Source organism: Erwinia sp. 009765445, assembly GCF_058137865.1.
Window position 1 is genome coordinate 53,097 of the sequence record NZ_JBYUWC010000008.1, and the last position, 24,601, is coordinate 77,697.

The window sequence follows — 24,601 nt, forward strand, 5'->3', positions numbered from 1 at the left end:
AAAAATATCTTTTCTCATACAGAATGATCACTTAATATTGCCCCGCAAGAATGAGCAATTGAATCAGGGGCGATCCTTTATAAGATCTGGCCGGGTCCCTTTCTGTTATCAATACATTACCTATGAATTCTCGCGGTATTCTCTTTTGAGGTCATTTGTTGTTACTGATATCTCACTGACTTTACAGCAATGAAAGGTAGAGACTCTTTTCTCTATCGTTTTAATTTTCGTTGATATTAATGAAAGGATGCACCATGGCTATTACTCAACGGCCGTTTACACTTAATTTGCTGACGCTGGCACTTTTTCCTTTGTATACTTTTGCGGCTTCGCCCTGGACAGTAAATGATGGCAGTACGTTGCAGGTGACTTCAGGTTACAGCAGTACAGAGAGTACTGATTTCCCGCTTTATGCGTCGGGACTGAATAGCCTGCTGATTACCGACAGTAATTTACGATTCAGTACCATGACTAATGGAGCCTATGCCGCTTATGTCGCTAACCAGGCCAGTCTGGAACTGAATAATGCCTCACTGTCCACGCTGGGAAGTGTTGCTTCAGGCATCTATGCAGATAACGCGACCCTGAAGATGACGGGCGGTGTTATTACTACGGTTGCCTCTCAGGCGCATGGTATTGCCGCTACCAACTCCAATTTGACGCTCACCGATGTCAACATTCTGCCAGGCGGAGCGAATGCCTATGGGATTAAAATGTCGGGTGGCACGTTAAATGCTGACGGTGTTGTTATTTCCGGTAGTGCGGCAATTGGCGGTATGACGCTGACTAATGGCGCCACTGCCACTTTAAATGACGTTGGCATCACTCTGCTGAACAGCGGCGGTGATAGCGCTATTTCACTGACCAATAGTTCATTGGTGGGAAACAACGTTACCATCGATTCAAGCGTATACACGACCCAGGGTGGAGTGGCTGCCGTCCAGGTAGGAACGAACAGTTCGTTGGAATTGACTGACAGTACAATCAATTCGGTATCTGGCGGTGTTCGTGGCTGGCTTAACAGCAACACGACGCTGACCAACGTGGATGTGAATACGACCGGCGGAGCCAGCCATGCTGTTGATGCCAATAAGGATAATGCCAGTGTCATACTGCGTGGTGGCACCTATACGACAACCGGTGTTAGTGCATATGGGGTTTGGTTGGCCGCTCAGGGAGTTTCTCTGGACGCGGACGGTGCCACGTTTCAGACTCAGGGAAACAGCTCACACGCTATCACTGCCCAGTTGGGCACGGCGACAGTCAAAGACAGTACTCTGATGACGATGGGAGCGAGAAGCTTCGGCTTCTATAATGAAACCGTGTCTGAAGGGAGCAACCTGAACATCACGACTTCGGGCAAAACTGCTTACGGTGCGATAGCGGTCAATCAGACAGGTAAAACTGGCAGCCAACTGACACTGACGGATTCCTCCATCACAACTTCTGGCGAGGATGCCTATGGAGTGTCGGCTACGAACGGTGGGGTGATGATCCTGACGAATTCCGCAGTGAACACCTCAGGGGATGGGGCATTCGGTGCTGCTGCGTTTAAAACGGGTTCTGTCAGCCTGGAAGGATCAACGCTGACCACTACAGGTAACAATGCGTTCGGCCTTATCGCGACGGACAGTGGCACAGTCATTAGCGCTGCGGGGACAGCTATTAAAACCTCAGGCGTTGGGTCCTATGGTGCAGTAGCCAATACTGGCAGCACGGTGAATCTGACCGACAGCACGATCTCAACATCTTCTGACAAGAGTGGTGGCGTGTATGCGCTGAACTCTTCAACCCTCAATGCAGATGGGGTTACGGCTGACACGGCGGGAACAGAATCTTTTGGCCTCGCCACCGACTCCTCGACCCTGAATATCAGTAACAGCCAGTTTACGACCACTGGACTGGATGCCACAGGGTTGTTTGCAACATCTGCTGTCGCCGGAACAGCCAGTAACGTCACGCTGGATAACGTAAGCTTAACCAGCGATGCGGCATCAGGAGCCACGACCAGAGCCGCCGTGCTAAATCTGGCCCTGAAAAACGGCACTGTTATCAAAGGGGGGGATGGCGTGGCGTTAAGCGCGATCTCCGTTGAGAACGACGACGGCACAACAACGTACTCAGACTTCCAGACCACCGCCGATGGCAGTGTTGCCCTGCTGGGTAATGTGGTTACAGACAGCTACGACAATAATCTCACTCTCTCACTGGCGAATGACTCGTCACTGACCGGCGCCACGCAAAACGTCAGCCAGCTGGTGCTCGACAGTACCAGCCGCTGGCTGATGACTGGCGATTCTAACCTTCAGGACCTGAAGCAGGATGGTCTGGTCACTTTCAGCAACAGCAATGGCGGATTCAGTACCCTAACCGTTGATGGCAACCTGACCGGCTCAGGCACGTTTGCCATGAATACCCAACTTGGGGATGACACTTCTCCAACGGATAAGGTGCTGGTGACGGGCAATGCGGAAGGCAGCTTCCATGTCACCATCAATAACAAAGATGGCCAGGGTGCTCAGACCGATGCGGGCATCTTGCTGGTGCAGGTTTCCGGGGATGCCCAGTCAGCCACGTTCGCCCAGAACAACAGCGTGGTGGCGGGTAACTACGAATACTTCCTGAACAAGGTGAATGGTAACACCTGGTACCTGCAGTCTTCTTATACAGCGGTTGACCCGGTTACTCCAGTCGATCCGGTTGACCCCGTTAATCCGGATAACGGAGATAACTCGGACGCAGGTGGTGAGGCTGCCGTTGTGCCTGATGCTGAAACCCCTTCAGATACCAAAACCTGGCGACCTGAGGTGGCAGGCTACCTGATTGCACCTTACCTGAACGCAGCCTATGGCTTCACTTCAGCAGGCACCTACCATGAGCGTCTGGGGGCGATGCAGGGCGATCGCGCCGCATGGGGCAGGATTTATGGCCGCCATGACAGTTACTCTGCCGGACGTTTTGCTTTTGACGTTAACACCGCGTTTATTCAGCTGGGTGGCGATACGTTGAAAAAAGATCTTGCTGATAACTGGCACGTCAAAGCCGGGCCGATGTTAACGCTGGGCCGTCAGCACAGCAGCAACAAAGATAACGGACGTAGCGCACGTCCGGGACTCTCCGTGGACGTGGGGAAAACGGATACCACGGCTTATGGAATTGGCGGCTACGTCACCACCTGGAATGACGACGGTAGCTATCTGGATACCGTTGGTCAGCTGACCCGTTACAGTAACCGGTTTACCAGTCTGACCGATGCCAAAATGGACAGCTATGCTGCGCTGCTGTCGGCGGAAGTGGGCAAACCCTTTACGCTGGCTGAGCAGGTCAAACTGGAACCGCAGGTGCAGCTGATGGGGCAGTATATGAACATCAGCCAGACCTACGCCAGCGGCGTGAAGCTGAAAGACCAGAACGTGTTTATCGGTCAGGCGCGGGCTGGGTTGCGTCTGTTTTATGATGCGCCAATGGTTCAGCCTTACGTCAAAGCGGATGTGATCCAGCAGCTGGGCAGCACGCCGGGCGTGGATATGAATGACGAAACCCTCCGACCGGACGTTCGTAAAGGCGTGTGGCGCACGGGGGCGGGGATCAGCGGCAAAGTCACCAGCCAGCTTAACCTGTACGCTGAAGCCACCTATTCACACAGCTTCGGCCAGGGCTATGAAGGCTATACCGGCAATCTGGGCGTGAAATACCAGTTCTGACGGTTCGGTTAAGCGGTAAATAAAAAAAGATGCCTGCCAGTCAGCTCTCCGGGGCTGTCGGCAGGCATTTTTCGTTCCAGCAAGAGGGAAATGTAGTAGTGACGAAATGACACTGGCGATGCAATTGATAACGCCAATGAAACTAATTATCATTCGCGCACAAAAACAACTTCACTTGCGCGTTAATTTATGAAATCGCCTTTATCTCCTGATCGTCTTTCCGGGAAAACACATTTTATTCTTTTTGCCTCGCTGCTCAGCAGCGGCACTGTGCTGGCGGCAGAAACGGCAAAAGATCAGACTCTGACCGTGACCGCCGAACAACCCGGCACGGGCGGCAGTTACAGCCTGGATTCTGCCACCACGGCCACTAAAACAGCAGCGCCGCGTAACGAAACGCCGCAGTCGATCAGCGTGGTTACGCCACAGGTTATGCAGGATTATCAGGTTAGAACCGTTAATGACGCCGTGAAGTTTGTCAGCGGCGTGACTCAGGGCAACACGCTGGGCGGCACGGAAGATGGCTTTGTAAAACGCGGTTTTGGGGCTAACTCTGACGGCTCGATCTTTCTCGATGGCGTGCGCAGTAATCAGGGACTGTCGATGGACTCCACCATTGATCGTGTGGAAGTGCTGAAAGGATCGGCCTCACTGCTGTACGGCATCCTCAATCCTGGCGGGGTGATTAACCTGGTGAGCAAAAAGCCGCAGTATGAGTGGAACACTCACCTCAGCGGCAGCTCCAGCAGCTACGGTGGCGGGACGGGAACCGTTGACGTTACCGGTCCACTGGGCGATGGCTTCGCCTTCCGCCTGATTGCCGAACGCCAGCGTGAAGATTACTGGCGCAATTTCGGCGTCAACGAGCATACGCTGATCGCCCCGTCACTCAGCTGGTTTGGTGAAAAAGCCTCTTTCAACCTCAGCTATGTTGAAGACAAATACGATGTGCCTTACGACCGTGGCACCGCCTTTATCAACAAAAAGCCGGTTAATATTCCCTACAACCAGCGTCTGGACGACAGTGCGAACCACGCCTGGGGCAAGAACAAGCGCCTGAACTTCAATTACGCTTACGCGCTGGACGACACTTGGGATACCCATTTCAGCTACGCCTGGATGCAGCGCCGCTACGACAGTAATGAAGTGCGTGCCACCGCAATCGACACTACAACAGGCATTGTTTCCCGCCGTGCCGATGCCAATCGCGGCTTTAACCACCAGACCACTTACCTGTCATGGGATATCGGCGGCAGCCCGGAAATCTGGGGGATGCAGCATGATGTGATGCTGGGTGTCGACTATGAGCAGGACGAAACCTATAAGGCATATTCGTATCGGGGCAAGGTTTCAAAGACCTTTAACATGTATGACCCGGTTTACGGCGAAGAGCCGGTGATCGGCAGCAGTACCTACAGTGATTCGATCAGTAATCTTCGGACTAACCTTTACAGCCGGTCGGTGTTCGCGAAAGACAGCATTCACCTCAACGACAGATGGATAGCGGTGCTGGGCGGTCGCTACCAGCGCTACACCCAGACCGGCAGCAGCGGGTTTATCGACCCGCAAACCACGCTGAACGACCGGGGTGATGCGTTCCTGCCTCAGGTGGGGCTGGTTTATAAAGTGCTGTCGGATCTCTCGCTGTACGGCAGCTACAGCCGCTCGTTCACTCCTTCCACCCAGACCGACGATGATGGCAACGTGGCTTCCACCGAGAAGGGCACCACTTATGAAGTTGGCGCGAAATGGCAGGTTGTGCCCGCCGTTTCCGCCACTCTGGCGCTGTACCGCATCGATGAGGAAGATATGTCGGTGTTTATCAACGGCGTGACGCGCAACATCCCGAAAGCGCGCTCCAGCGGAGCGGAGGTGGAGATTAACGGCGAGCTGGCGCAGGACTGGAACCTGATTGCCAACTACAGCTATGACAAAACCGAAATTGTTGAGGACAACACTAATCCGGACAATGTCGGCAATCGCCTGGTCAACGCCCCAACCAATATGGGCAGCCTCTACCTGAGCCACACAATGCGCTTCTCCTGGCTGCCTGGTGAGCTGCGGGTGGGCGGCGGCGGTCGCTATGTCGGGAGCCGTGCAGGCGATCCGGAAAACAGCTTCACCATGCCTGATTACATCGTGGCCGATGCCTTTATTGCCTGGGATAGTAAGCTGGTCGGCAAACACACCCAGCTGAAGCTCAATATTAACAACCTGTTTAATAAAGAGTATTACGAATCCAGCGCCGGTAACCTTCGGGTGATCGAGGGCGATCCGCGTGAGATTACCCTGCAGGCCGCTGTAGACTTCTGATCGGGGAACTGAGATGAAAAAGACGCTTCTTTTACTGCTGCTGGCCAGCAGCCTGGTACAGGCTAAGACCCTCACCGATATTCTGCAGCGTAAAGTTGAGATCCCTGACAACCCGCAGCGTATTGTGGTGGGTGAGGGCCGGATGATTTACACCCTTGCGCTGGTGGAAGAGGGCAATCCGGTAAAGCGCGTGGTGGGCTGGCCTGGCGATCTGCAACGACTCGACCGGCAGACCTGGGATCGCTACAGTGCGGCTTTCCCGGAGATGAAAAAAATCCCCATCGTCGGTAACGCCAACTATGCGCAGATCAGCGTGGAGAAAGTGATCGCGCTTCGGCCGGATCTGGTGATCCTCCCGGTCTATGCCAAACAGGAAAGTAATCATCACAGCTTTCAGCGGCAGTTGACCGAAGCGGGGATCCCGGTGATCTATATCGATACCCGTGTGGATCAGTTGAAGAACACCGTGCCGAGCCTGAAAATATTGGGTGAAGCGCTGAATGATCAGGGAAAAGCGCAGCGGTTTATCACCTTCTACCAGCAGCATATGAACCTGATCCGCGACCGTCTGCAGCAGGCGAACCCACCCCGACCCAGCGTGATGCTGCAGCTGCATATCGGCCGCAGGGAAGAGTGCTGTACCACTGTCGGGCATGGTAACCTGGCGGATTTGCTGAATTTTGCGGGAGGCAACAATATTGCCTCCGGTCGCTTTGGCAGCGTGTTCGGACAGCTGAGCCCGGAAGCGGTGATTGCCGCTAATCCGGACATGTTTCTGGCAACAGGCATGGCGGGGCCGGGTCAGGTACAGCAACTGCAGCTTGGGCCAAAGATTGGCGCTCAGCAGGCACAACAGAGCTTTGCTCAGGCGCTGAAGCGGGAAACGCTGCTTTCACAGCTGCCAGCTATCCGCAACGGCAAAGCGCTGGCGGTGTGGCACAACTTCTATATGAGCCCGTGGCACCTGCTTGACGTGGAAATTTTTGCCAAAGCCTTCCACCCTCAGTTGTTCAGCGATCTTGACCCGGAAAAAACACTGGACGAGATGAACCGCCAGTTCCTGCCCGTGGCGGAAACGGGCACCTACTGGACGAAACCCTGATCTGCAGAAAAAAAAAGCCCCGGATAACCGGGGCCTGCATCAGTACAGCAAACGCTACTCGTTGATATGCGGATGCTGATTAATCAGGTGCTTACGCTTCTCTTCCAGCTCAGCGATCTGTACGCTAATCTCGTCGATCTTCGTTTCGATATTGTCGTGGTGCTCCTGCAGGATCTCTTTTGCTTCCGCGATATCAGAAGCAGCAGGCGTCGCGCCACGCAGCGGCATATTGGCCGTTTCTTTCATCATAATACCGGTCACCAGGCCTACCACTGCCACAATCATCAGGTAGTAAGCAGGCATGTAGAGGTTAGCGGTATATTCCACCAGCCAGGCGGCCAGCGTTGGCGTCAGACCGGCGACCAGAATCGAGATGTTAAAGGCACTGGCCAGCGCGCTGTAGCGGATATGGGTCGGGAACATCGCTGGCAGCGAGGAAGCCATCACGCCGGTAAAGCAGTTCAGCACCACCGCGAGGATCAGCAGACCGGCGAAAATCAGCCCCATCACGTTGCTGTTGATCAGCATGAAGCAGGGGATAGCCAGCGCCAGCAGCGCGATACTGCCGACGATCACGAACGGACGACGACCGAACTTATCGCTCATCAGCCCCATCACCGGCTGCACAAACAACATCCCGATCATGATGGCGATAATGATAAGCACGCCATGGTCTTCGGAATAGTGCAGGTTATGCGAAAGATAGCTCGGCATGTAGGTCAGCAGCATATAATAGGTGACGTTGGTGGAGAGCACCAGACCGATACAAGCCAGCAGGCTTTTCCAGTGTTTGGTGGCAATCTCTTTAAACGAAACCTGCGGACCTGCAGCCAGACCTTCACGGTCACCCTGTTCCAGCTTGTCGACATGCTGCTGGAACGCCGGGGTCTCTTCCAGCGCGTTACGCAGATAAAGCCCGATGAAACCCAGCGGCAGAGCAACGAAGAATGGAATACGCCAGCCCCACTCAAGGAATTTTGCTTCACCGATCACCGTAGAGATCAGCACCACTAACCCGGCACCGAGGACGAAACCGGCAATCGAACCGAAGTCCAGCCAGCTGCCCATAAAGCCGCGCTTGCGGTCAGGAGAGTACTCGGCGACGAAAATGGACGCGCCAGTGTATTCACCACCGACCGAAAAGCCCTGCGCCATCTTACACAGCAACAGCAGGATCGGTGCCCAGATGCCTATCGAGGCATGGGAGGGGATCAGACCAATACAGAAGGTACTGACCGACATGATCACAATGGTAATAGAGAGGATTTTCTGGCGGCCGTACTTGTCGCCCAGCGCACCAAAGAATAGACCGCCAAGCGGGCGGATCAAAAACGGCACGGAGAAGGTTGCCAGTGCAGCAATCATTTGCACGCCCGGATCGGCACCCGGGAAGAACACCTGGCCTAAGGCATAGGCCACAAAACCATAAACCCCAAAATCAAACCACTCCATGGCGTTGCCGAGCGACGCTGCAGTAATGGCTTTGCGTAACCTGGCATCATCAATGATCGTTACGTCTTTTAAGCCAATCGGCTTAACACGCTTCCTACGTAGCTTCATATAAAACACCCTGTAATTGACTGTTTCCCAATTAGATTTTTTACCCATTCGCCGTGGTTAAGTCTGTTGTGGCAGGCGAAACGGGTTAAATTATGTAGGGTCTCTGACCCCACTGACAGCAAAATGTAGCGGGTATTGACGCCCCTCAACAGATTTCCGTCTGCACTGAGTATATCGCCTCTTCGCCATGTAACATAATTTCTACCTGAAATCAGATTGGGTAACCTGATAAGCAATGGATCCAACAACTCTTTCAGCATGGCATGTCTGATTGCAAAAAAAGAGTGCTCAGTGGGGTGTGGTGGCGGCAGACGCACGGCCGTCAGCCAGTGAATGTCCCGGTGATGCCCCTGCAGAATGAATGGTTAAATTGTGCCGGGGGCGTGGTTAAGGCAGTGGAGCGGCTGTTGCAACAGGGCATATTCTGGGGCAGCAGGCCGCAGAGCTTAACCGCCATGGCATGCTGCCAGGCCGCCTGGACGGTATGGTCGCGCGTTTTCAGACGCTGGGGATAACGCTGGCACAACAGAGTGGCAGCGCGGCAAATCGTCAGATCTATCAGGAGTATCAGCAGCTGGCCGATCATATTATGCCCACCCTGGCGCGAATGAATCAGCGAGTGGAAGCAAGACGCGAAGCGGTCGGGATAACGACGAAAACTCAGGCTGAATTTCCGGCTGCGGATGAAACATTGGATGTGGCATTACGCGCGGTTTTAAAACGTCGGATTTGATTAAACAGACCGCCGACAAAACTTGTCAGGCGGCCAGCCAGAATAAATTAAAATTACTTATCTAACCTGCGTACTGTTTTACCCGCTAACCAGGCCTGAATATTCTCTACTGCCTGAGAAAAATAGCGCTGATAGTTTGTGTCGGCGACATAACCCAGATGCGGAGTCGCCAGCAGACCGGGCAATGTTCTTAACGGGCTGTCGGCAGGCAATGGCTCCCGATCAAAAACGTCCACGCCTGCACCAGCAATTCTTTTTTCACTCAGCGCAGCGATCATTGCCTGTTGATCAACCAGCCCGGCACGGGAGGTGTTAATCAGCAGCGCGGTGGGTTTCATCTGCCCAAATGCTTCAGCGTCAATAACATGGCGGCTGCGCTCGCTGAGCACCAGATGCAGCGAGATCACGTCGCTGTGCTGCAGGAGTGTCGCTTTGTCCGGCATCAGGCGCACGCCGCACTCTGAAGCCCTTTGCTCGCTGAGGTTCTGGCTCCATCCGCAAACTTCCATGCCAAAAGCCTGGCCAATCCGTGCCATCTGTTCGCCAATTTTTCCCAACCCAATCAGTCCCAGCGTTTTGCCGTGCAGCGTCATGCCCAACGTCTGCTGCCATGGGCCGTTATCGCGCAGCGCGGTATTTTCGGTAACCAGATGGCGGGCAAGGCCGAGGATCAGCGCCCAGCTCAGTTCGGCAGGCGCTTCCGAGCCGCTGGCGGTGCCACAGACCACCACGCCGTGGCGGCTGGCGGCCTGCAGGTCAATCGCCGCATTGCGCATGCCGGAGGTGATCAGCAATTTCAGATTGGGCAAACGGGCAAAAAGATCGGCTCCGAAGGGCGTTCTTTCACGCATGATAATCACAATTTCTGCCGCCTGCAGCGCCGCGACCAGCTCCTCTCTGTGGTTGAAACGCTGGCTGATGGCGTGCGTTTCCACCCCGGGCTGCAACACTGCCCAATCCGCACAGGAGAGGGCAACGGACTGATAATCATCGAGAATAATACACTTCATCTTTTTCCCCTGCTTCAGCCGGGTGGGGGTGACGTGAACGGCTGGTCTGCTGATTGTATCCACGTCATCATCGCGGCACTGGTCATCGGACGGGCGTAGAGATAGCCCTGAATATAGTCCACGCCGCGCGCTTTCAGCCAGGCCAGCTGCAGCGGCGTTTCCACACCCTCGGCGGCGACAGACAGCTTCAGCTTCTTGCTGAGCATAATGATGGCGTCAAGCACCGGCGTCTCATCCTGCAAAGATTCGATGGCGTTAACGAAGCCGCGATCGATTTTCAGGTAATCAAGCGGGAAGGTTTGCAGATAGGAGAGCGAACAGTGGCCGGTGCCGAAATCGTCGATGGAAATACGGATGCCCTCACTGCGCAACTGCTGCAGCTTGCGGACCACTTCATCACCTTCGGAAATCAGGCTGCGCTCGGTCAGCTCCAGCGTCAGGCTGATCTGATGCATGGCAATGCGTGCGGCAAACGTGCGGATGTCCTCGATAAATTCAGCATGCTGGATATGTTCGGCCGCGACGTTCACCCCGAGATGAAAGCCTGGTGGTAGCGTCCAGTTTTGCACATCTTCGGCAATCAGATCCATCAGATGACGGGTCAGCGGTACAATCATCTCTTCCGACTCTGCGGCCGCGATAAACAGATCGGGACGAACCCAGTTGCCGTTGGGCAACTGCCAGCGCATCAGCGCCTCTGCGCCGCCGTAAGTCTGGTTTGCGATGTCATAAACCAGCTGGTAATTGACCGAAAATTCCCGGTGATTAATGGCTCGCTGCAACTGGTCACGCATTGACAATTTGCGCTGCAGCCAGTTGTTGGTCACCGTCATTAACAGCAGCGAAAAGATCACCGCCATCGGCATAAAGGTCAGCAGGCCGTGTCGCCAGGTCAGGGCAGCATCACTGGGCGGCGAGGTAACGCGGGCAACAATCGGGTAGCGATTTGAGGTGACGGTCAGCGTTGAAGCACTGAGTAAGAAGGAGCCTGCCGGTGGCGCGTAGCCGCCATCAATATTGTAGCCACCGCCAAACTGCAGCTCAATGTTGTAACCATGGCTTTTGCCGACCGCGTGCATAAAGTCCAGAAGATACTGACCATCAACCACTGCATAGGTGCTGAACTGGCTCGGGGTGTCGCGAATAAAAATCACTGCCGGACGGTCTTTCACCGCGTAGGTTCCGGCGATCGACAGCATCCACCAGGCTTTGCGGTGTTCTGGCGGTTGACGCTGGATCATAGTGGGCAAATTGCCGTTAATGCTGCCAAAGGCGGAGGAGCAGGTGACTTCACCACTTTGCATTACACCAATGGAGCGAAAATAGGGATAAAGCGCGGCCAGATGCATTAAATCGTCATCGATATCGCTGCATCTGGCACCGTCAAACTGACGCAGCTGGCCCACCATATTCCACGCCTGGTCGCTGATGGATTCAGCCTGGGTCAGCAGCATGGATGCCGTGACGGCCTGTTGTCGCTGCACGATTTGGCGGGCATCAATAAAGGTAAAGACGATGCACAGGATCAGCGGCAGCAGGCCTGCAATGGCGAGCAGCAGCCCCTTTCGATCACGCCGTTTTTTGAGCAGTGATTGCACTTTTTTCCCCTGTCACCCGGCAAGCTGGACTGGCCGCACTGGCGATAAAATAGCATGGCTCTGAGCGCCAATAACTAAATAACTTGAGCGGAAAGCGGTGCGCAACTGTTTATTGTCGACTGACTTCACTTGATTTAGGGCGGCCGGTTCCCAGCAGAATAGCCAGCTTAGCGCCGCCCGGCGTGGTTTCCATCAGGATCTTACACACGCTGGTCAGCGGTACGGAAAGCAGCATGCCGACCGGCCCGAGCAGCCATCCCCAGAAGATCAGAGACAGGAACACCACCAGGCTGGAAAGCCCCAGGCCTTTACCCATCACCCGCGGTTCCAGCATATTGCCGAAGAGCATATGAATGGCGATAAACAGCGCCGCCACCATCCCGGCATCAAAAATGGAATTTAACAGCAGCGCCTGAATCAGCGGTGGGATACCGGCGATCACCGGGCCAATATTGGGGATAAAGTTAAGCAGGAAGGCCACCACGGCCCAAAGCAGCGCGAACTTAATGCCCAGCATCGTCAGGGCCAGCCACACCGCCACGCCGGTAATCAGGCTGATCAGTGTTTTCAGCGCCAGATAGTGCGTCACGCCTTTCAACGCTTTATGCAGACCGGCGATGCGGATCCTCGGGTTAATCAGCGCAAAGCGCAGTTTATAGGGCAGGTGATGAACTTCCAGCAGCATAAATACCACCGTCATCAGCAACAGCACGATGTTGGCCATCGCGCCGGAGAACTGGCTCAGCACCGTGGTTGCCACGTTCATCACTGAATTGGGATCGAGCCGTTCGGCCATGCGGTCGGTGGATAAATTGAGATGAAAATGGGCGGCGAAATGCTGCACGATGGTTAACTTGTGTTCCATCTGTCCGCGGATTTGAGGGTAGATATTGCTGAACTCATTGACTGACCCGGCGATCATCGCCACCAGAAGGGCGATAAAAAACAGGACGGCAACGACTACCAAAGTAATCGCCAGCCCGCGCCGCACACCATGGCGCATCAGCATCGTCACCAGTGGGTTTAATACAATAGCCAGAAACAGGGCCAGTAAAAACGGCACCAGGATCTCTGATGCCGCCTTGATGCCTGCGAGGATCACCACCAGGGTGGCCATTTTCAGCAGCATATTCTGCCCCATCTTCTCCTGCTGCAGCTCGCTCATTCCCTCTCCACTCTGTCAGTTTGACCGTTAAGTGTAGTGGCTGCAGGGAGTAACAGGTTGATTTCAGGAATGCTCCGAGGCTTTTTGCTGGCGTTGCATCAGGGCCAGAGCGACCAGCATCAGCGTCAGGCTGACCATCATCGCGATACTGGCCATTGCCATTCCCTGCCCGATCGATCCTTGTTCAAACTGGCGCCAGATAAAGACCGCTACGGTTTGCGTACCTGCCGGGGCCAGCAGCAGAGAAGTCACCAGCTCGCGTGAGGCAATGGCAAACACCATCAGCATTGCGGCCAGCAGGCTGGGGAAGACCAGCGGCAGGATAATGTGGCACAGCGCCTGCACCGTGCTGGCACCGTGTACACGGGCGGCAGGTTCAAGATTTCCGCCAATTTGTTTTAACGCGCTGCTGACATAACGCACCGGCCAGGGCAGCAACAAACAGCAGTAGGAGAGCAGCAGGATCGCCCAGCTGTTATAAGGCGAAACGGGCCAGAAGGCGTGGTTCCACAGCAGTATCAGACCGACTCCCACCACCACGCCGGGCAACGCCGCGGGCAGCAGTGACAGAGTATCAATCATCTTCGCCCCGCGCATTTTACCCTCCACCACCAGCCAGGCGGCCAGAAAGCCGAGCAGTCCGGTGATCAGTGCCGACCCCAGTGCCAGTCCCATGCTGGTGGAAAGGGCCGAAAAGGCCTCGCCCTGGTGATCAAACAGCGCTGCAAAGTGGCGCAGGGTGAAATTATCAGAGTGAATTCCGCCCGACAGCGTGGACATAAAAGCGGTGAGCAACAGGGAGGCCATCGGCAGGGCAACCACTAACGCCGCAACCAGCCCAAACACTATCATCACTGGCCAGCGCCAGGCCCCCGGAGAAACCAGACTGGTGTCGGCTGGCTTGCCGGTAATGCTGGTCACTTCTTTGTTGCCGACCAGCTTCTTCTGCAGGGCAAAGGCGCAGAGGGCAATCATAACCAGCATTACTGACAGCAGCGAAGAGCCGGGAAGATCGATCGGCCAGTCCGCCAGCCGTTGCTCAATTCCCACGGTCAACATCACCACTCCGGCGCGTGCGCCCAGCGCGGCAGGCACGCCGTACTCTTCAATTGCCAGGGTGAAAGCCAGCAGCACCCCAGCCGCCAGCGACGGTAAAGCCATAGGCAGCGTGACGTGCCAGAACGCCTGCCAGGCCGACGCACCGTGAACCCGGGCCACGGTTGCCAGCCGCTGACCGCTGGCGAGCATGCTGCGGGAAACGGCAAAATAGACCACCGGAAAGATATTCAGCGTCATCACCAGCATGATACCGGTCTGGCTGAACAGCAGATTATTCAGGTTACTGCCGGTCAGCTGCTGCAAATAGCCGTTTTGCTGCAGGGCCAGCATCCAGCTCAGTGCGGCAATATAGGGTGGGGTAAGGAAAGGGATCAGGAACATCAGATCCCAGAAGCGTGCCAGCGGCAGGTGAAACAATCCGCGCAGCGTGCCCAACGGAATACCTAACAGCGCACTGAACAGTGCCACGCCAACGCCGGTTTTCAGCGTGCCATTCAGCAAAGCGGGTAGTTCGGGATCGTGTAGCAGAGCGGAAATGGGGGTGAATGCCCCGGCAAGCGACCCTTCGCTCAGTGCCGGAAACAGCGCCTGTAGTAATATAAACAGCAGTGGCAGCACCACCAGAATAGTCAGCAGTGCCACCGTAAACAGTGGCATCAGAGAGAGTTTCACAGGCAGATTTCCTGAAAGTGGGGCGCGAACCGGTTACTGCTGAGCGAACAGCTTGCCGAAACGTTGCAGAACCGAGGCGCGGTCGCTGTTGCCGTCACTCTTCGCTGGCAGGATTTTAAGCTCGCTGAGCAGCGGGCGTTTCGCCCCGATATCCGAACGTGCAGGCATCAGCCAGGCACCGGCGACCAGCTCCTGACCTTCCGGAGAGAGCACGTAGTCGATAAAGGCTTTGGCATCCGCCGCGTGCTGGGTCGACTTCAGGATCATCATCGGACGTGGAGCAACCACCGTGCCGCTGGCCGGGAAGATCACCTTTATGGCTTCGCCATCCTGGATGCTGTTGTAAGAGACGTAGTCAACTGCGCCAAATACGGCGGCCTTTGCTCCCTGCAGGACCGGTGTCAGGGCCTGAGCGTTAGGGCCGCTAATCACCATGCCGTTACTCTTCAACTTATCGAACAGCTGCCATGCGTCGTCACCCCTGCCGTTTTGCAGGCCAATCAACAGATCCAGTGAGGCACCGGAAAGCGCAGGATCCGGTGTGGTGACCTTATCCTTAAAGGCTGGCATGGTCAGATCCTTCCACTCTTTGGGTTCCGGCGTGCCGCTTTTGGTGTTCCACACGATCCCCAGTGCAGAGATGCCCTGCGCAACACAGGAGTCGGTTTTCAGACTGGCCGGCACTTTGGCCGCGTTGGCGCTCTGGTAGGGCAGCAGCCAGCCGCGATGCTGCAACTCTTCGGCGGTGTCCCAGGAAGCGGAGATCAGCACGTCCGCCAGCGGGTTCGCCTGTTCGGCTTCCAGACGCGCCATCACTTTACCGGTGGTGGCCTGGAAAATATTGACCTTCACCCCGGTCTGCTTTTCATAACCGGCGGCGAGTTTTTTAGCCAGCGATCCCGGCCCGGCGGTATAGACCGTCAGCGCACTGGCATCGTTGATCATCATGGCAGATGTGAAGATCATCGCGAAGATGGCTCCTGTTTTCTTGGTCAGAATGGATTTCATGCTGTTTCCCCGGAGAGTGGTTTTACGGCCTGGATGGACGTAACGGAACCTTGTGACAAATGAACAATATTGTCGGCCAGCACCTCGGCCTCGTTGCGATCGTGCGTGACATAAACGGCAGTGATGCCCAACTGAGTAAGCAGGATGGACATTTCGCGGCAGAGAGATTCACGCAGGTCGCGGTCGAGGTTGGAGAGGGGCTCGTCGAACAACAGAATGGAGGGCTCGGCGATGATGGCGCGGGCCAACGCGACTCGCTGCTGCTGGCCACCGGAAAGGTCGGAAGGTTTGCGTAGCGCGAAATCGGCGAGGCCAACACGTTCCAGCGCGACCATGATTTTAGTCAGGCGTTCAGCATTGGGTACGCGGCGCATCAGCAGCGGAAAGCCGACATTCTGCGCCACGCTCATGTGCGGCCACAGGGCGTAGTCCTGAAACACCATGCCGATATCGCGCTGTTCCGGTGGCCGGAAGGAGGTTGCGCTGGCTATCAGCCGGTCGGCAAAGTGAATTACACCGCTCTGCGGCTGGAGCAGGCCAGCCAGCAGTTTCAGCAGGGTGCTTTTTCCACATCCGGAAGGGCCGAGCAGGGCCACGGTGGTGCCGCCTTCAACGGTCAGGTCAAGGTTGTTCAGTACGGTGTTTGCGCCAAAAGCATAACGAATGCCCTTCAGCATAATCGGGGTTGGAGTTCGCGTCATCAGGCCGTCTCATCACAGTTCAGGCGTGGCCTGACCTTCATCATCAGCCGACGAGTCGCGCGCTCCTGGGGGAAAGTCAGGGGAGCCAGCATCTTGTTATCCTCTTTGGGATTTTATTCAGCGGGCAGTATAAGAAGAGTATGTGACGGAATTATGGCTACAGACAATGGCGGCCTGGGGCTGACCTTTTTTGTTAAAATCAGGTTATAGTAAAAACTCCTGTTCTTCCCTGAAGGGTGTTGATTTCCATGCCTGAACAACCTGCGCTGGAGCCTGCTCCGGGCGGTTTACGCCTTAACCTGCGCATTATTTCCGTCGTGATTTTCAATTTTGCCAGCTATCTGACCATCGGTTTACCGCTGGCGGTGCTGCCCGGCTATGTCCATGACGTGATGGGCTACAGTGCGTTCTGGGCCGGGCTGGTGGTCAGCCTGCAATATTTCGCCACTCTGCTCAGCCGTCCCCATGCCGGGCGTTATGCCGATCTCTGGGGGCCAAAGAAAGTGGTGGTTTTCGGCCTGTGTGGCTGCTTCCTCAGCGGGGTTTGTTATGCGCTGGCGGCAGCTGGCGCGGCTGTTCCGGTGCTCAGCCTGTCTCTGCTTTGTCTGGGCCGGGTTATCCTGGGAGTGGGGCAAAGTTTTGCCGGAACGGGTTCCACGCTGTGGGGCGTGGGTGTGGTCGGATCGCTGCATATTGGCCGGGTGATCTCGTGGAACGGCATTTTCACCTACGGGGCAATGGCCATCGGCGCACCGCTGGGCGTGGGGATCTATCGCTGGGGCGGCCTGGTGCTGCTCTCAGGAATTATCATCGCCATCGCGCTGGTTGCTATCCTGTTCGCCCTGCCACGGCCGACGGTAAAAAGCAGCAAGGGCAGGCAGCTGCCTTTCCGTGCCGTACTGGGCAAAGTGTGGAATTTTGGCCTGATCCTCGCCATGGGATCGGTAGGCTTTGGCGTTATCGCCACATTTATTACGCTGTTCTATCAGGCAAAGGGCTGGGAAGGCGCAGCCTGGGCGCTGACGCTGTTTAGCGGAGCCTTTGTTGGCACGCGGCTGCTTTTTCCTAATGCCATTAACCGGCATGGTGGACTGGCGGTGGCTATTGTTTGTTTCGCGGTGGAGGCTGTTGGCCTGTTTCTGGTCTGGGGTGCCGTCGACCCGTGGATGGCGAAGTTGGGCGCTTTCCTGACCGGAGCTGGCTTCTCACTGGTTTTCCCGGCGGTCGGTGTGGTGGCGGTGAAAGCTGTACCGCCACAGAACCAGGGCAGTGCGCTGGCAACCTACACCGCCTTTATGGATTTGTCGCTGGGGATCACTGGTCCGCTGGCCGGACTGGTGATGAGCTACTTTGGCGTGCCGGTTATCTACCTGCTGAGTGGTCTGCTGGTGTGCCTGGCGATCCTGCTGACGCTGAAATTACGTCGCAGCCAGCCGCAGCATAAAGAAGAACTGGTGGAGATGTCCTGAAACAGAGCCGCCAACCGATAAGCGTCGGGGGCTGGCGGCTCCGCTATTCAGTTTTGCAGCAGCGCAATGCTCTGGCGAATCTCACGTTCAATTTCCGCCGCGCTCCAGCCGTCCATCACCGAAGAGAACGGCTCAAAGGCATAAATGCCGTGATAGCCCATGCGCTCCAGCCGCTTCACCTGGGCCACGCTGTTCAGCACATCTCCGTCGCTTAACATAATACGTTCTTCATCCGTCAGTTGTGCCGTCGGGCGAGTGTCTTCCACCCCGGACAGATGCACCAGCCCGATACCGTTAACGTCGATACCCTGCTCAAATTCGCTTTCCGCATTCTCATACAGATGGTGGTGAAAGGTATCCAGTACCAGACGGAAGGGGACGCTGGCATCGCGGATCATCGCCTGTGCCTGAACCGCCGAGCGTAATGAGCTGATCGGGAAGCCAAGAGGTTCAACCAGCCCTGCAATGCCATACTTCTCAAACAGCGGTGCCAGCTTTTTCAGCGCGGCGATAGTGTCGTTCGCCGTCACCGGCGTACCGTCGTTCAGCGGGCACATCACCAGCGCTTTGGCGCCAGTGGCCAGCGCATCTTTCAGCAACCCTTCTGCTCTGCGCATCAGTGCATCATCAGGCTGATTAAAGGGATACAGCGCATTGAGGGTGACTATCTCCAGACCATAGCGCTCCGCCAGCGAGCGCACTTCGGCGGCGGACAGATTGTCGGTGACTTTGCCCCCGCGCATGTCATTGCGCAGCTCAACCTTATTCAGGCCGAGTGAGTGAACCAGCTGGAAAAAATGCCCGATACTCAGGTTTGGGGCGATTTTACGGTTGATACAGAAACGGGTCGGGTCGATGGCCATCTTACTGCTCCTGCAAATGGAGTGGGCGCGGCGGGTTCAGCTCTTCAGCCGTGGAACCGGTCAGTTCCGCGTGAAAAGATAAAAGAACATTTATTTCATGTTTAATAAATTATGAAATTTAAATTTTTGGATCGGCTTCGCAAAATTTCGTTTTACGCAGGGCAGTCAGCGGTTTTCTGCAGGCATATGTGAGCATTGTCGCAGAGTTTTCATGCTGATGGTTTGTCTGCACAGATACCGCCTTAATCCGCGGCATCATTGGGTTTATCTCTCTCTACTTTTATCGGGGCTCTTCGACACAGGCGGCAATATCGGTCAGCAGTAAAATGCGATCTGCGCCGCTAAAAACGAATTTTCTAAAGTGAATTATTTGAAAAATTTATTCCAATATAATACTGTCTTTGCACGCATAACAGGATTTATCCGGCCAGGGGGCGAACGAAAAACTCAGCCCGCCTGCAGGGAATATCACCATCCAAGAGGCCAGAACATGACTATCACAGGAAATTTTATTGGCGGGAAAACGTCCCTGAGCGCCAGCAATGAAACCATCCCGGTTTACGATCCGGCGACCGGCAAAGTGGTGCGTGAGCTGACGCAAAGCACGGCGGAAGAAGTGGAAAAGACAATTGGCGTTGCTCATGCAGCGTTTGACGACTGGTCCCGTACTTCTCCGCTGCGCCGTGCCCGTGTGCTGTTTAACTTTAAAGCCCTGATGGAGCAACACCGCGATGAGCTGGCGGCGTTGATCGTCAGTGAACACGGGAAGGTCTGGTCTGATGCGCTGGGCGAGCTGACCCGCGGAATGGAAGTGGTGGAGTTTGCCTGTGGTATTCCGCACCTGATCAAAGGTGAAAACTCGGCGGATGTGGCAACCGGCGTAGACAGTTATTCGCTGATGCAGCCGCTGGGCGTGGTCTCCGGCATCACCCCATTTAACTTCCCGGCGATGGTGCCGCTGTGGATGTTCCCGATTGCGCTGGCCTGTGGTAACACCTTTGTCCTTAAGCCACCGGCGCTGGATCCTTCTGCTTCCGTTCGCATGGCCGAGCTGCTGACCGAAGCCGGCCTGCCGGACGGCGTCTTTAACGTGGTGCACTGTTCTAACGAAGATGCGGAACAGCTCTATACCGACCCGCGCGTGCAGGCCGTCAGCTTCGTAGGTTCTTCCGGTGTGGCAGAGCACATCTATAAAACAGCCAGCGCCCATGGTAAACGTGTGCAGGCCTTTGGCGCGGCGAAAAACCACGCCATCGTGATGCCGGATGCGGATCTGGAAGCGACCGTTAACGCGATTATGGGCGGTGCTTTTGGGTCAGCGGGTGAACGTTGTATGGCGCTGCCGGTGGTGGTGGCGGTGGGTGACGACACGGCAGACAAGCTGATTGCCGCCCTGACGCCACTGGTCAAAGCGCTGCGCGTTGGTCCAGGGATCCAGAAGGGCAGTGAAGAGAACGAGATGGGCCCGGTGGTCTCTGCGGCGCACCAGAAAAAAGTGCTTGGCTACATTGATAAAGGCGAGCAGGAAGGCGCGAAGCTGGTGGTTGATGGACGTAACTTCCAGGTACCGGGCTTTGCCGGGGGCTACTATATCGGAGGCACGCTGTTCGATAACGTAACCCCGGAGATGGTTATCTGGCGGGAAGAGATCTTTGGCCCGGTGCTGAGCATTATGCGTGCGCCGGACTACGCCAGCGCGCTGAAGCTGGTCAACAGCCACGAATTCGGAAATGGCAGTGCAATATTTACCAGCAACGGCCATACCGGCCGCGATTTTGTGCGTGAGGTGCAGGCGGGCATGGTTGGCGTAAACGTGCCGGTTCCTGTGCCGATGGCTTTCCACAGCTTCGGCGGCTGGAAGCGTTCTGTATTTGGGGCGTTGAACGTGCACGGGCCAGATGGCGTGCGTTTCTACACCCGCATGAAAACGGCCACGGTGCGCTGGCCGGGTGGTCAGAAAACCGTTTCCGAGTTCAGTATGCCTACGCTGGGCTAAGCGCGTTTCGTACGGAAAATTCAGTCATTTAAACCCCCTGATATTGCCTGTTAGCCAGGCAGTATCACAGGGACAGAGGAGCAGCAGAATGGCATTGCTATCCAAAGCACAGCAGCCGGATGCGCAGGGGCGCATCCAGCATGTCACACCGGAAAGTGCCAGCTGGCGCTATGTCGGTTTCGATGCTTACCAGCTGAAAAAGGGCCAGACCCTGGCGCTGGAAAGCGGCAGCAAAGAGCTGTGCCTGGTGCTGGTCGCCGGGCTGGCTTCGGTGAAAACCCGCCACGCAGAGTTTCCGGGCATCGGCAAACGGATGTCGCCGTTTGAGCGTACACCGCCTTACTCAGTGTATGTGCCGCATCATGACAAAGTGGAAGTCTATGCGGATTCCGACCTTGAACTGGCAGTGTGTAATGCACCCGGCAACGGCAATCTGCCTGCCAGACTGATCTCACCTGAGGATGTCGGTGTGGAGCAGCGCGGGAAAGGCCGAAATAAACGCCTGGTGCACAATATTTTGCCGGATGATAAGCCAGCCGACAGCCTGCTGGTAGTGGAGGTTTACACCGACGAAGGCAATACCAGCTCTTACCCGAGCCACAAGCACGATCGGGAAGATTCAGAGACAGAGACCTGTCTGGAAGAGACCTACTATCACCGTTTTAATCCGGAGCAGGGTTTCGCCATGCAGCGCGTCTATACTGACGACCGCTCTCTGGACGAGTGCATGGCGGCTTACAACCGCGATGTGGTCACCGTGCCACGAGGTTATCATCCGGTGGCTACTCTTGCCGGTTACGATAACTACTATCTGAATGTGATGGCCGGGCCAGTCAGGTTGTGGAAGTTCAGCTGGGAGAAAGATCACGCCTGGGTAAACAGCGAAGATTATCCGCGTAAACCGGGCAACTGAACGACAAATTCATAGCCTGCTGCATACTGAAACCGGCTCTGGAAGGCCAGAGAAAGGCCTTCCGACAGACTGAAATAACCTGACAGGATAACCAGGGTTGCCGCCGTAATTATCCTGAGAAGTCGTTCTGACCTGTTCATTCCTGTTCCCTCTCTCTTTGCTGCTGTTCTCTGGCCCGGCGCAGAAGCAACCAGACTCTGACCGTTTTGACCGCGACGCGGCGTGCTGCGGTTGATTCCGGATCGGCAGCCAGCTCCACCGGTTGGCATGCCTCACAGCTGCGATTTTTAAAGTGAAGACCTTTCCCGTTCAGGATCAGATTCGAGACAATTGCTGTGCAGGTCCCCACGGTGATCCCGCTGTGTAAAAACATCCTTGCCAGCTCCGGAAGCTGTGAGAAAAGTTGCGGCACCAACACCGGCATCAGACCCAGACCCAGCGTCAGGGCAACCACCATCCCATTGTTATTATTCCGGTAATTGACCTGGCCCAGCGTACGGATCCCCGCCACGGCAACCATGCCAAACATCACGACACCTGCCCCACCCAGCACCGGTTTCGGCACCACGACCACCAGTGCGGCAATTTTGGTAAACAGCCCCATCAGGATCAAAATGCAGCCCGAAGCGGCAACCACAAAGCGGCTTTTAACGCCTGTCAGGCCAATCAACCCAACATTCTGTGCGAATGCAGCATAGGGAAAAAGATTAAAGAAGCTGCCGCAGAATGTTGCCAGCCCGCAGGCCAGTAGCCCTTTTTTCAACGTTTCGCTGTCCGCTTTTCGTCCTACCAGCTCACCGGTCGCCATCATGGAAGACATGGTTTCCACCATCACCACGACCATGACCATCGACAGCAGCAGGATGGGGATCAGGTGGAATTCCGGGTGGCCGAACTGTAGCGGAACGGGCAGGCTAATCCACGGACTGGCACTGACCCGGCTGAAATCCAGTGAGTCAACGAAGTACCACACCGTTGACCCAATAATCAGCCCAATCAGCACAGCGATGTTTTTAATCAGGCCGGAGCCAAAGGTATAGATATTCAGGATGATCACCAGCGTCAGCGCAGCCAGTGCCAGTGACAGAACATTGCCAAAGTCGGCCATGCTGCTGCTTCCTCCGCCAATCCACCCACCGGCTACCGGCATAATTGACAGTCCAATCAGCGTGACTATCGAACCCATCACCACTTTAGGAAAGAAGCGAACCAGCTTACAAATCCACGGCGCACACAGTAGCGTGAACAGACCAGCGATCATCACCGCCCCCGAAATGCCTCCCATGCCGTACTCTTTGCCGATAAGCACCAGTGGGATCAGTGCGGCAAAAGTACAACCCTGGACCAGAGGCAGGCGGCATCCGAGCCACCGGCCAATGCCTATCGTCTGTAGCAGCGTGGCTATTCCGCACACCACCAGATCACATCCAATCAGTACCACGATCTGGTTATCCGCCAACCCGATTGCCGAGCCGACAACCAGCGGAACGGCAACGGCCCCGGCGTACATCACCAGCACATGCTGTAAGCCATACAGGGCCATTTGACCAATGGGCAGCACTTCATCCACTGGCAGAGAGGAAGAGGGCGTTGGGTCAGAGTGAAGTGCAGAAGTCTTCATCAGGAGAGTTCTCCCATTTTTTTCCACAGCCTGCTGGCTGCTTTACGCGCCTGGGCATACAGGGGGGCGACATCGAAGGGGAACTGGCGATCTTCATACACCATACGCCCGCCAACCATTACGCTGTGAACGGCTGAACTACCGAGGCCAAAAGCCAGATGCCCGGCCAGATTTTCCGGCTGCAGCGGAGTGGGAGAGGTGTAATCACAGATTGTCAGGTCGGCGGTATAGCCCGGAGCCAGCTGACCAAAGCGCCCGGTAAAGTTGCGTTCCAGCAGTACATTGCCGTTTTGCAGCATGTGCATAAAGCTGTCCGGCCAGAGAGGCCCACCGGCATCCCGATGTTTGAAATAAGCGAACTTCAACTCCTCAAACATATCCGCGCCAATGCCGTCCGTTCCCAGTGCTGCCAGCTGGTAACCGGCGAGGTGGCGGTTATAGCCAACGTGATTGTTCATATTGGAACGGGCGTTATGGACAAGGCAGGCCCGGCGTCAGGGACGGTGAATGGCGCATGAGCACCAAGGTGGGATTCCACCAGCGTGTTTCGGGGGTGGCTGCCGCGTTCGGCATCAATCAGCCGGGCAAAGGCGATATTCTCTTCCACGCCAGCTTCCAGCTCCTTGATCCCAAAATTGCGATCGGTGGTTTCGAAGCAGGTCATCCCACGTAGCCCTGCTTCAAGAAAGCCTTTGCGCAGAATGGCCAGCGAGCCTTTGATCAGACCGGGCGAGGCATGGTGATCAATCACTGCGGTACACCCCTGACGGATCGACTCCAGTGAGCAGATCAGACCACTGTAATACAGCGACTCCTCATCGAGCGCCCGATCCAGCCGCCACCAGAGGTTTTTCAGGGTAGAGATGAAGTCCGGACAGGGGGCGATTGGGGCAAGAATGCCCCGGGACAGACCGGAGTAGAAATGGTTATGGGCACAAACCAATCCGGGCATAACCAGCTTGCCATTCATCTGTTTGATTTCAGCCCCGGGATACTGTTCAGCCAGATTACTGCCGACTGCCACAATCTTGTCATCTTCAACGGCAATATCGTATCCCTGTTCTACCTGACAGGGTTCAAACTGCACGGCGGTACAATTTTTCAAAATCAGCAT

16 protein-coding genes and 1 pseudogene are annotated in these 24,601 nt (G+C 55.7%); 7 read left to right on the forward strand and 10 right to left on the reverse strand.

Annotated features, from left to right (window positions below; all coding sequences use genetic code 11):
- Nucleotides 1-254: 254 nt before the first annotated feature.
- The 3 genes from AC3Y5R_RS10390 to AC3Y5R_RS10400 all read left to right on the forward strand — a co-directional run bounded on the left by AC3Y5R_RS10390 (nucleotide 255) and on the right by AC3Y5R_RS10400 (nucleotide 7,119).
- A complete protein-coding gene (locus tag AC3Y5R_RS10390; RefSeq protein WP_489921279.1) occupies nucleotides 255-3,704 on the forward strand; it encodes an autotransporter outer membrane beta-barrel domain-containing protein in 3,450 nt (1,149 codons plus the stop codon).
- Nucleotides 3,705-3,893: 189 nt separating this feature from the next.
- Nucleotides 3,894-6,017 (forward strand): TonB-dependent siderophore receptor, encoded by a 2,124-nt coding sequence (locus AC3Y5R_RS10395; protein WP_489921280.1) that lies wholly within the window; start codon nucleotides 3,894-3,896, stop codon nucleotides 6,015-6,017.
- Between the two features lie 13 nt (nucleotides 6,018-6,030).
- Nucleotides 6,031-7,119, forward strand: a complete 1,089-nt coding sequence (locus AC3Y5R_RS10400) for an ABC transporter substrate-binding protein (RefSeq protein WP_489921281.1) — start codon at nucleotides 6,031-6,033, stop codon at nucleotides 7,117-7,119.
- Nucleotides 7,120-7,173: 54 nt separating this feature from the next.
- Here AC3Y5R_RS10400 and proP read toward each other — a convergent pair whose 3' ends face one another.
- Entirely contained in the window at nucleotides 7,174-8,679 is a 1,506-nt protein-coding gene (proP, locus tag AC3Y5R_RS10405; RefSeq protein WP_489921282.1) for a glycine betaine/L-proline transporter ProP, read from the reverse strand.
- A gap of 484 nt (nucleotides 8,680-9,163) precedes the next feature.
- On the opposite strand from proP, the gene AC3Y5R_RS10410 reads away from it, so the two are divergent.
- Entirely contained in the window at nucleotides 9,164-9,412 is a 249-nt protein-coding gene (locus AC3Y5R_RS10410) for a hypothetical protein (protein ID WP_489921283.1), read from the forward strand.
- A 53-nt stretch (nucleotides 9,413-9,465) separates the two neighbouring features.
- On the opposite strand, the gene AC3Y5R_RS10415 is transcribed toward AC3Y5R_RS10410, so the two are convergent.
- From AC3Y5R_RS10415 to AC3Y5R_RS10440, 6 genes are all read right to left on the reverse strand, one after another.
- On the reverse strand, nucleotides 9,466-10,422 hold the full coding sequence (locus tag AC3Y5R_RS10415) for a D-2-hydroxyacid dehydrogenase family protein (RefSeq protein ID WP_489921284.1): 957 nt from the start codon (nucleotides 10,420-10,422) through the stop codon (nucleotides 9,466-9,468).
- Nucleotides 10,423-10,436: 14 nt separating this feature from the next.
- Nucleotides 10,437-12,020 carry an EAL domain-containing protein gene (locus tag AC3Y5R_RS10420; RefSeq protein WP_489921285.1) on the reverse strand — a complete coding sequence of 528 codons (1,584 nt, stop codon included), beginning with the start codon at nucleotides 12,018-12,020 and terminating at the stop codon, nucleotides 10,437-10,439.
- Between the two features lie 109 nt (nucleotides 12,021-12,129).
- Nucleotides 12,130-13,185 (reverse strand): AI-2E family transporter, encoded by a 1,056-nt coding sequence (locus tag AC3Y5R_RS10425; protein ID WP_489921286.1) that lies wholly within the window; start codon nucleotides 13,183-13,185, stop codon nucleotides 12,130-12,132.
- A 63-nt stretch (nucleotides 13,186-13,248) separates the two neighbouring features.
- Nucleotides 13,249-14,901: an ABC transporter permease gene (locus tag AC3Y5R_RS10430; protein ID WP_489921405.1), complete on the reverse strand. Its 1,653-nt coding sequence runs from the start codon at nucleotides 14,899-14,901 to the stop codon at nucleotides 13,249-13,251.
- A 48-nt stretch (nucleotides 14,902-14,949) separates the two neighbouring features.
- Nucleotides 14,950-15,924, reverse strand: coding sequence for an ABC transporter substrate-binding protein (locus AC3Y5R_RS10435; RefSeq protein ID WP_489921287.1), 975 nt, complete (start codon nucleotides 15,922-15,924; stop codon nucleotides 14,950-14,952).
- Nucleotides 15,921-16,625, reverse strand: a complete 705-nt coding sequence (locus tag AC3Y5R_RS10440; protein WP_489921288.1) for an ABC transporter ATP-binding protein — start codon at nucleotides 16,623-16,625, stop codon at nucleotides 15,921-15,923. Before AC3Y5R_RS10440 ends, AC3Y5R_RS10435 begins: the two co-directional genes overlap by 4 nt.
- A gap of 248 nt (nucleotides 16,626-16,873) precedes the next feature.
- Between AC3Y5R_RS10440 and AC3Y5R_RS10445 the strand changes: the two genes are divergently transcribed.
- A complete protein-coding gene (locus AC3Y5R_RS10445) occupies nucleotides 16,874-18,094 on the forward strand; it encodes an MFS transporter (RefSeq protein WP_489921289.1) in 1,221 nt (406 codons plus the stop codon).
- A 47-nt stretch (nucleotides 18,095-18,141) separates the two neighbouring features.
- Here the strand turns inward: AC3Y5R_RS10445 and AC3Y5R_RS10450 are convergent, their stop codons facing one another.
- Nucleotides 18,142-18,957: a TIM barrel protein gene (locus AC3Y5R_RS10450; protein ID WP_489921290.1), complete on the reverse strand. Its 816-nt coding sequence runs from the start codon at nucleotides 18,955-18,957 to the stop codon at nucleotides 18,142-18,144.
- A gap of 490 nt (nucleotides 18,958-19,447) precedes the next feature.
- Here AC3Y5R_RS10450 and AC3Y5R_RS10455 point away from each other — a divergent pair, with 490 nt between their 5' ends.
- On the forward strand, nucleotides 19,448-20,953 hold the full coding sequence (locus AC3Y5R_RS10455; RefSeq protein ID WP_489921291.1) for a CoA-acylating methylmalonate-semialdehyde dehydrogenase: 1,506 nt from the start codon (nucleotides 19,448-19,450) through the stop codon (nucleotides 20,951-20,953).
- A gap of 88 nt (nucleotides 20,954-21,041) precedes the next feature.
- Nucleotides 21,042-21,866: a 5-deoxy-glucuronate isomerase gene (gene iolB / locus AC3Y5R_RS10460; protein ID WP_489921292.1), complete on the forward strand. Its 825-nt coding sequence runs from the start codon at nucleotides 21,042-21,044 to the stop codon at nucleotides 21,864-21,866.
- Nucleotides 21,867-22,002: 136 nt separating this feature from the next.
- On the opposite strand, the gene AC3Y5R_RS10465 is transcribed toward iolB, so the two are convergent.
- Both AC3Y5R_RS10465 and AC3Y5R_RS10470 read right to left on the reverse strand, forming a co-directional pair.
- Nucleotides 22,003-23,487, reverse strand: a complete 1,485-nt coding sequence (locus tag AC3Y5R_RS10465) for a nucleobase:cation symporter-2 family protein (protein WP_158780831.1) — start codon at nucleotides 23,485-23,487, stop codon at nucleotides 22,003-22,005.
- Nucleotides 23,487-24,601 (reverse strand): annotated as a pseudogene (locus tag AC3Y5R_RS10470) (amidohydrolase family protein). The gene AC3Y5R_RS10465 and the pseudogene AC3Y5R_RS10470 overlap by 1 nt, the downstream one beginning before the upstream one ends.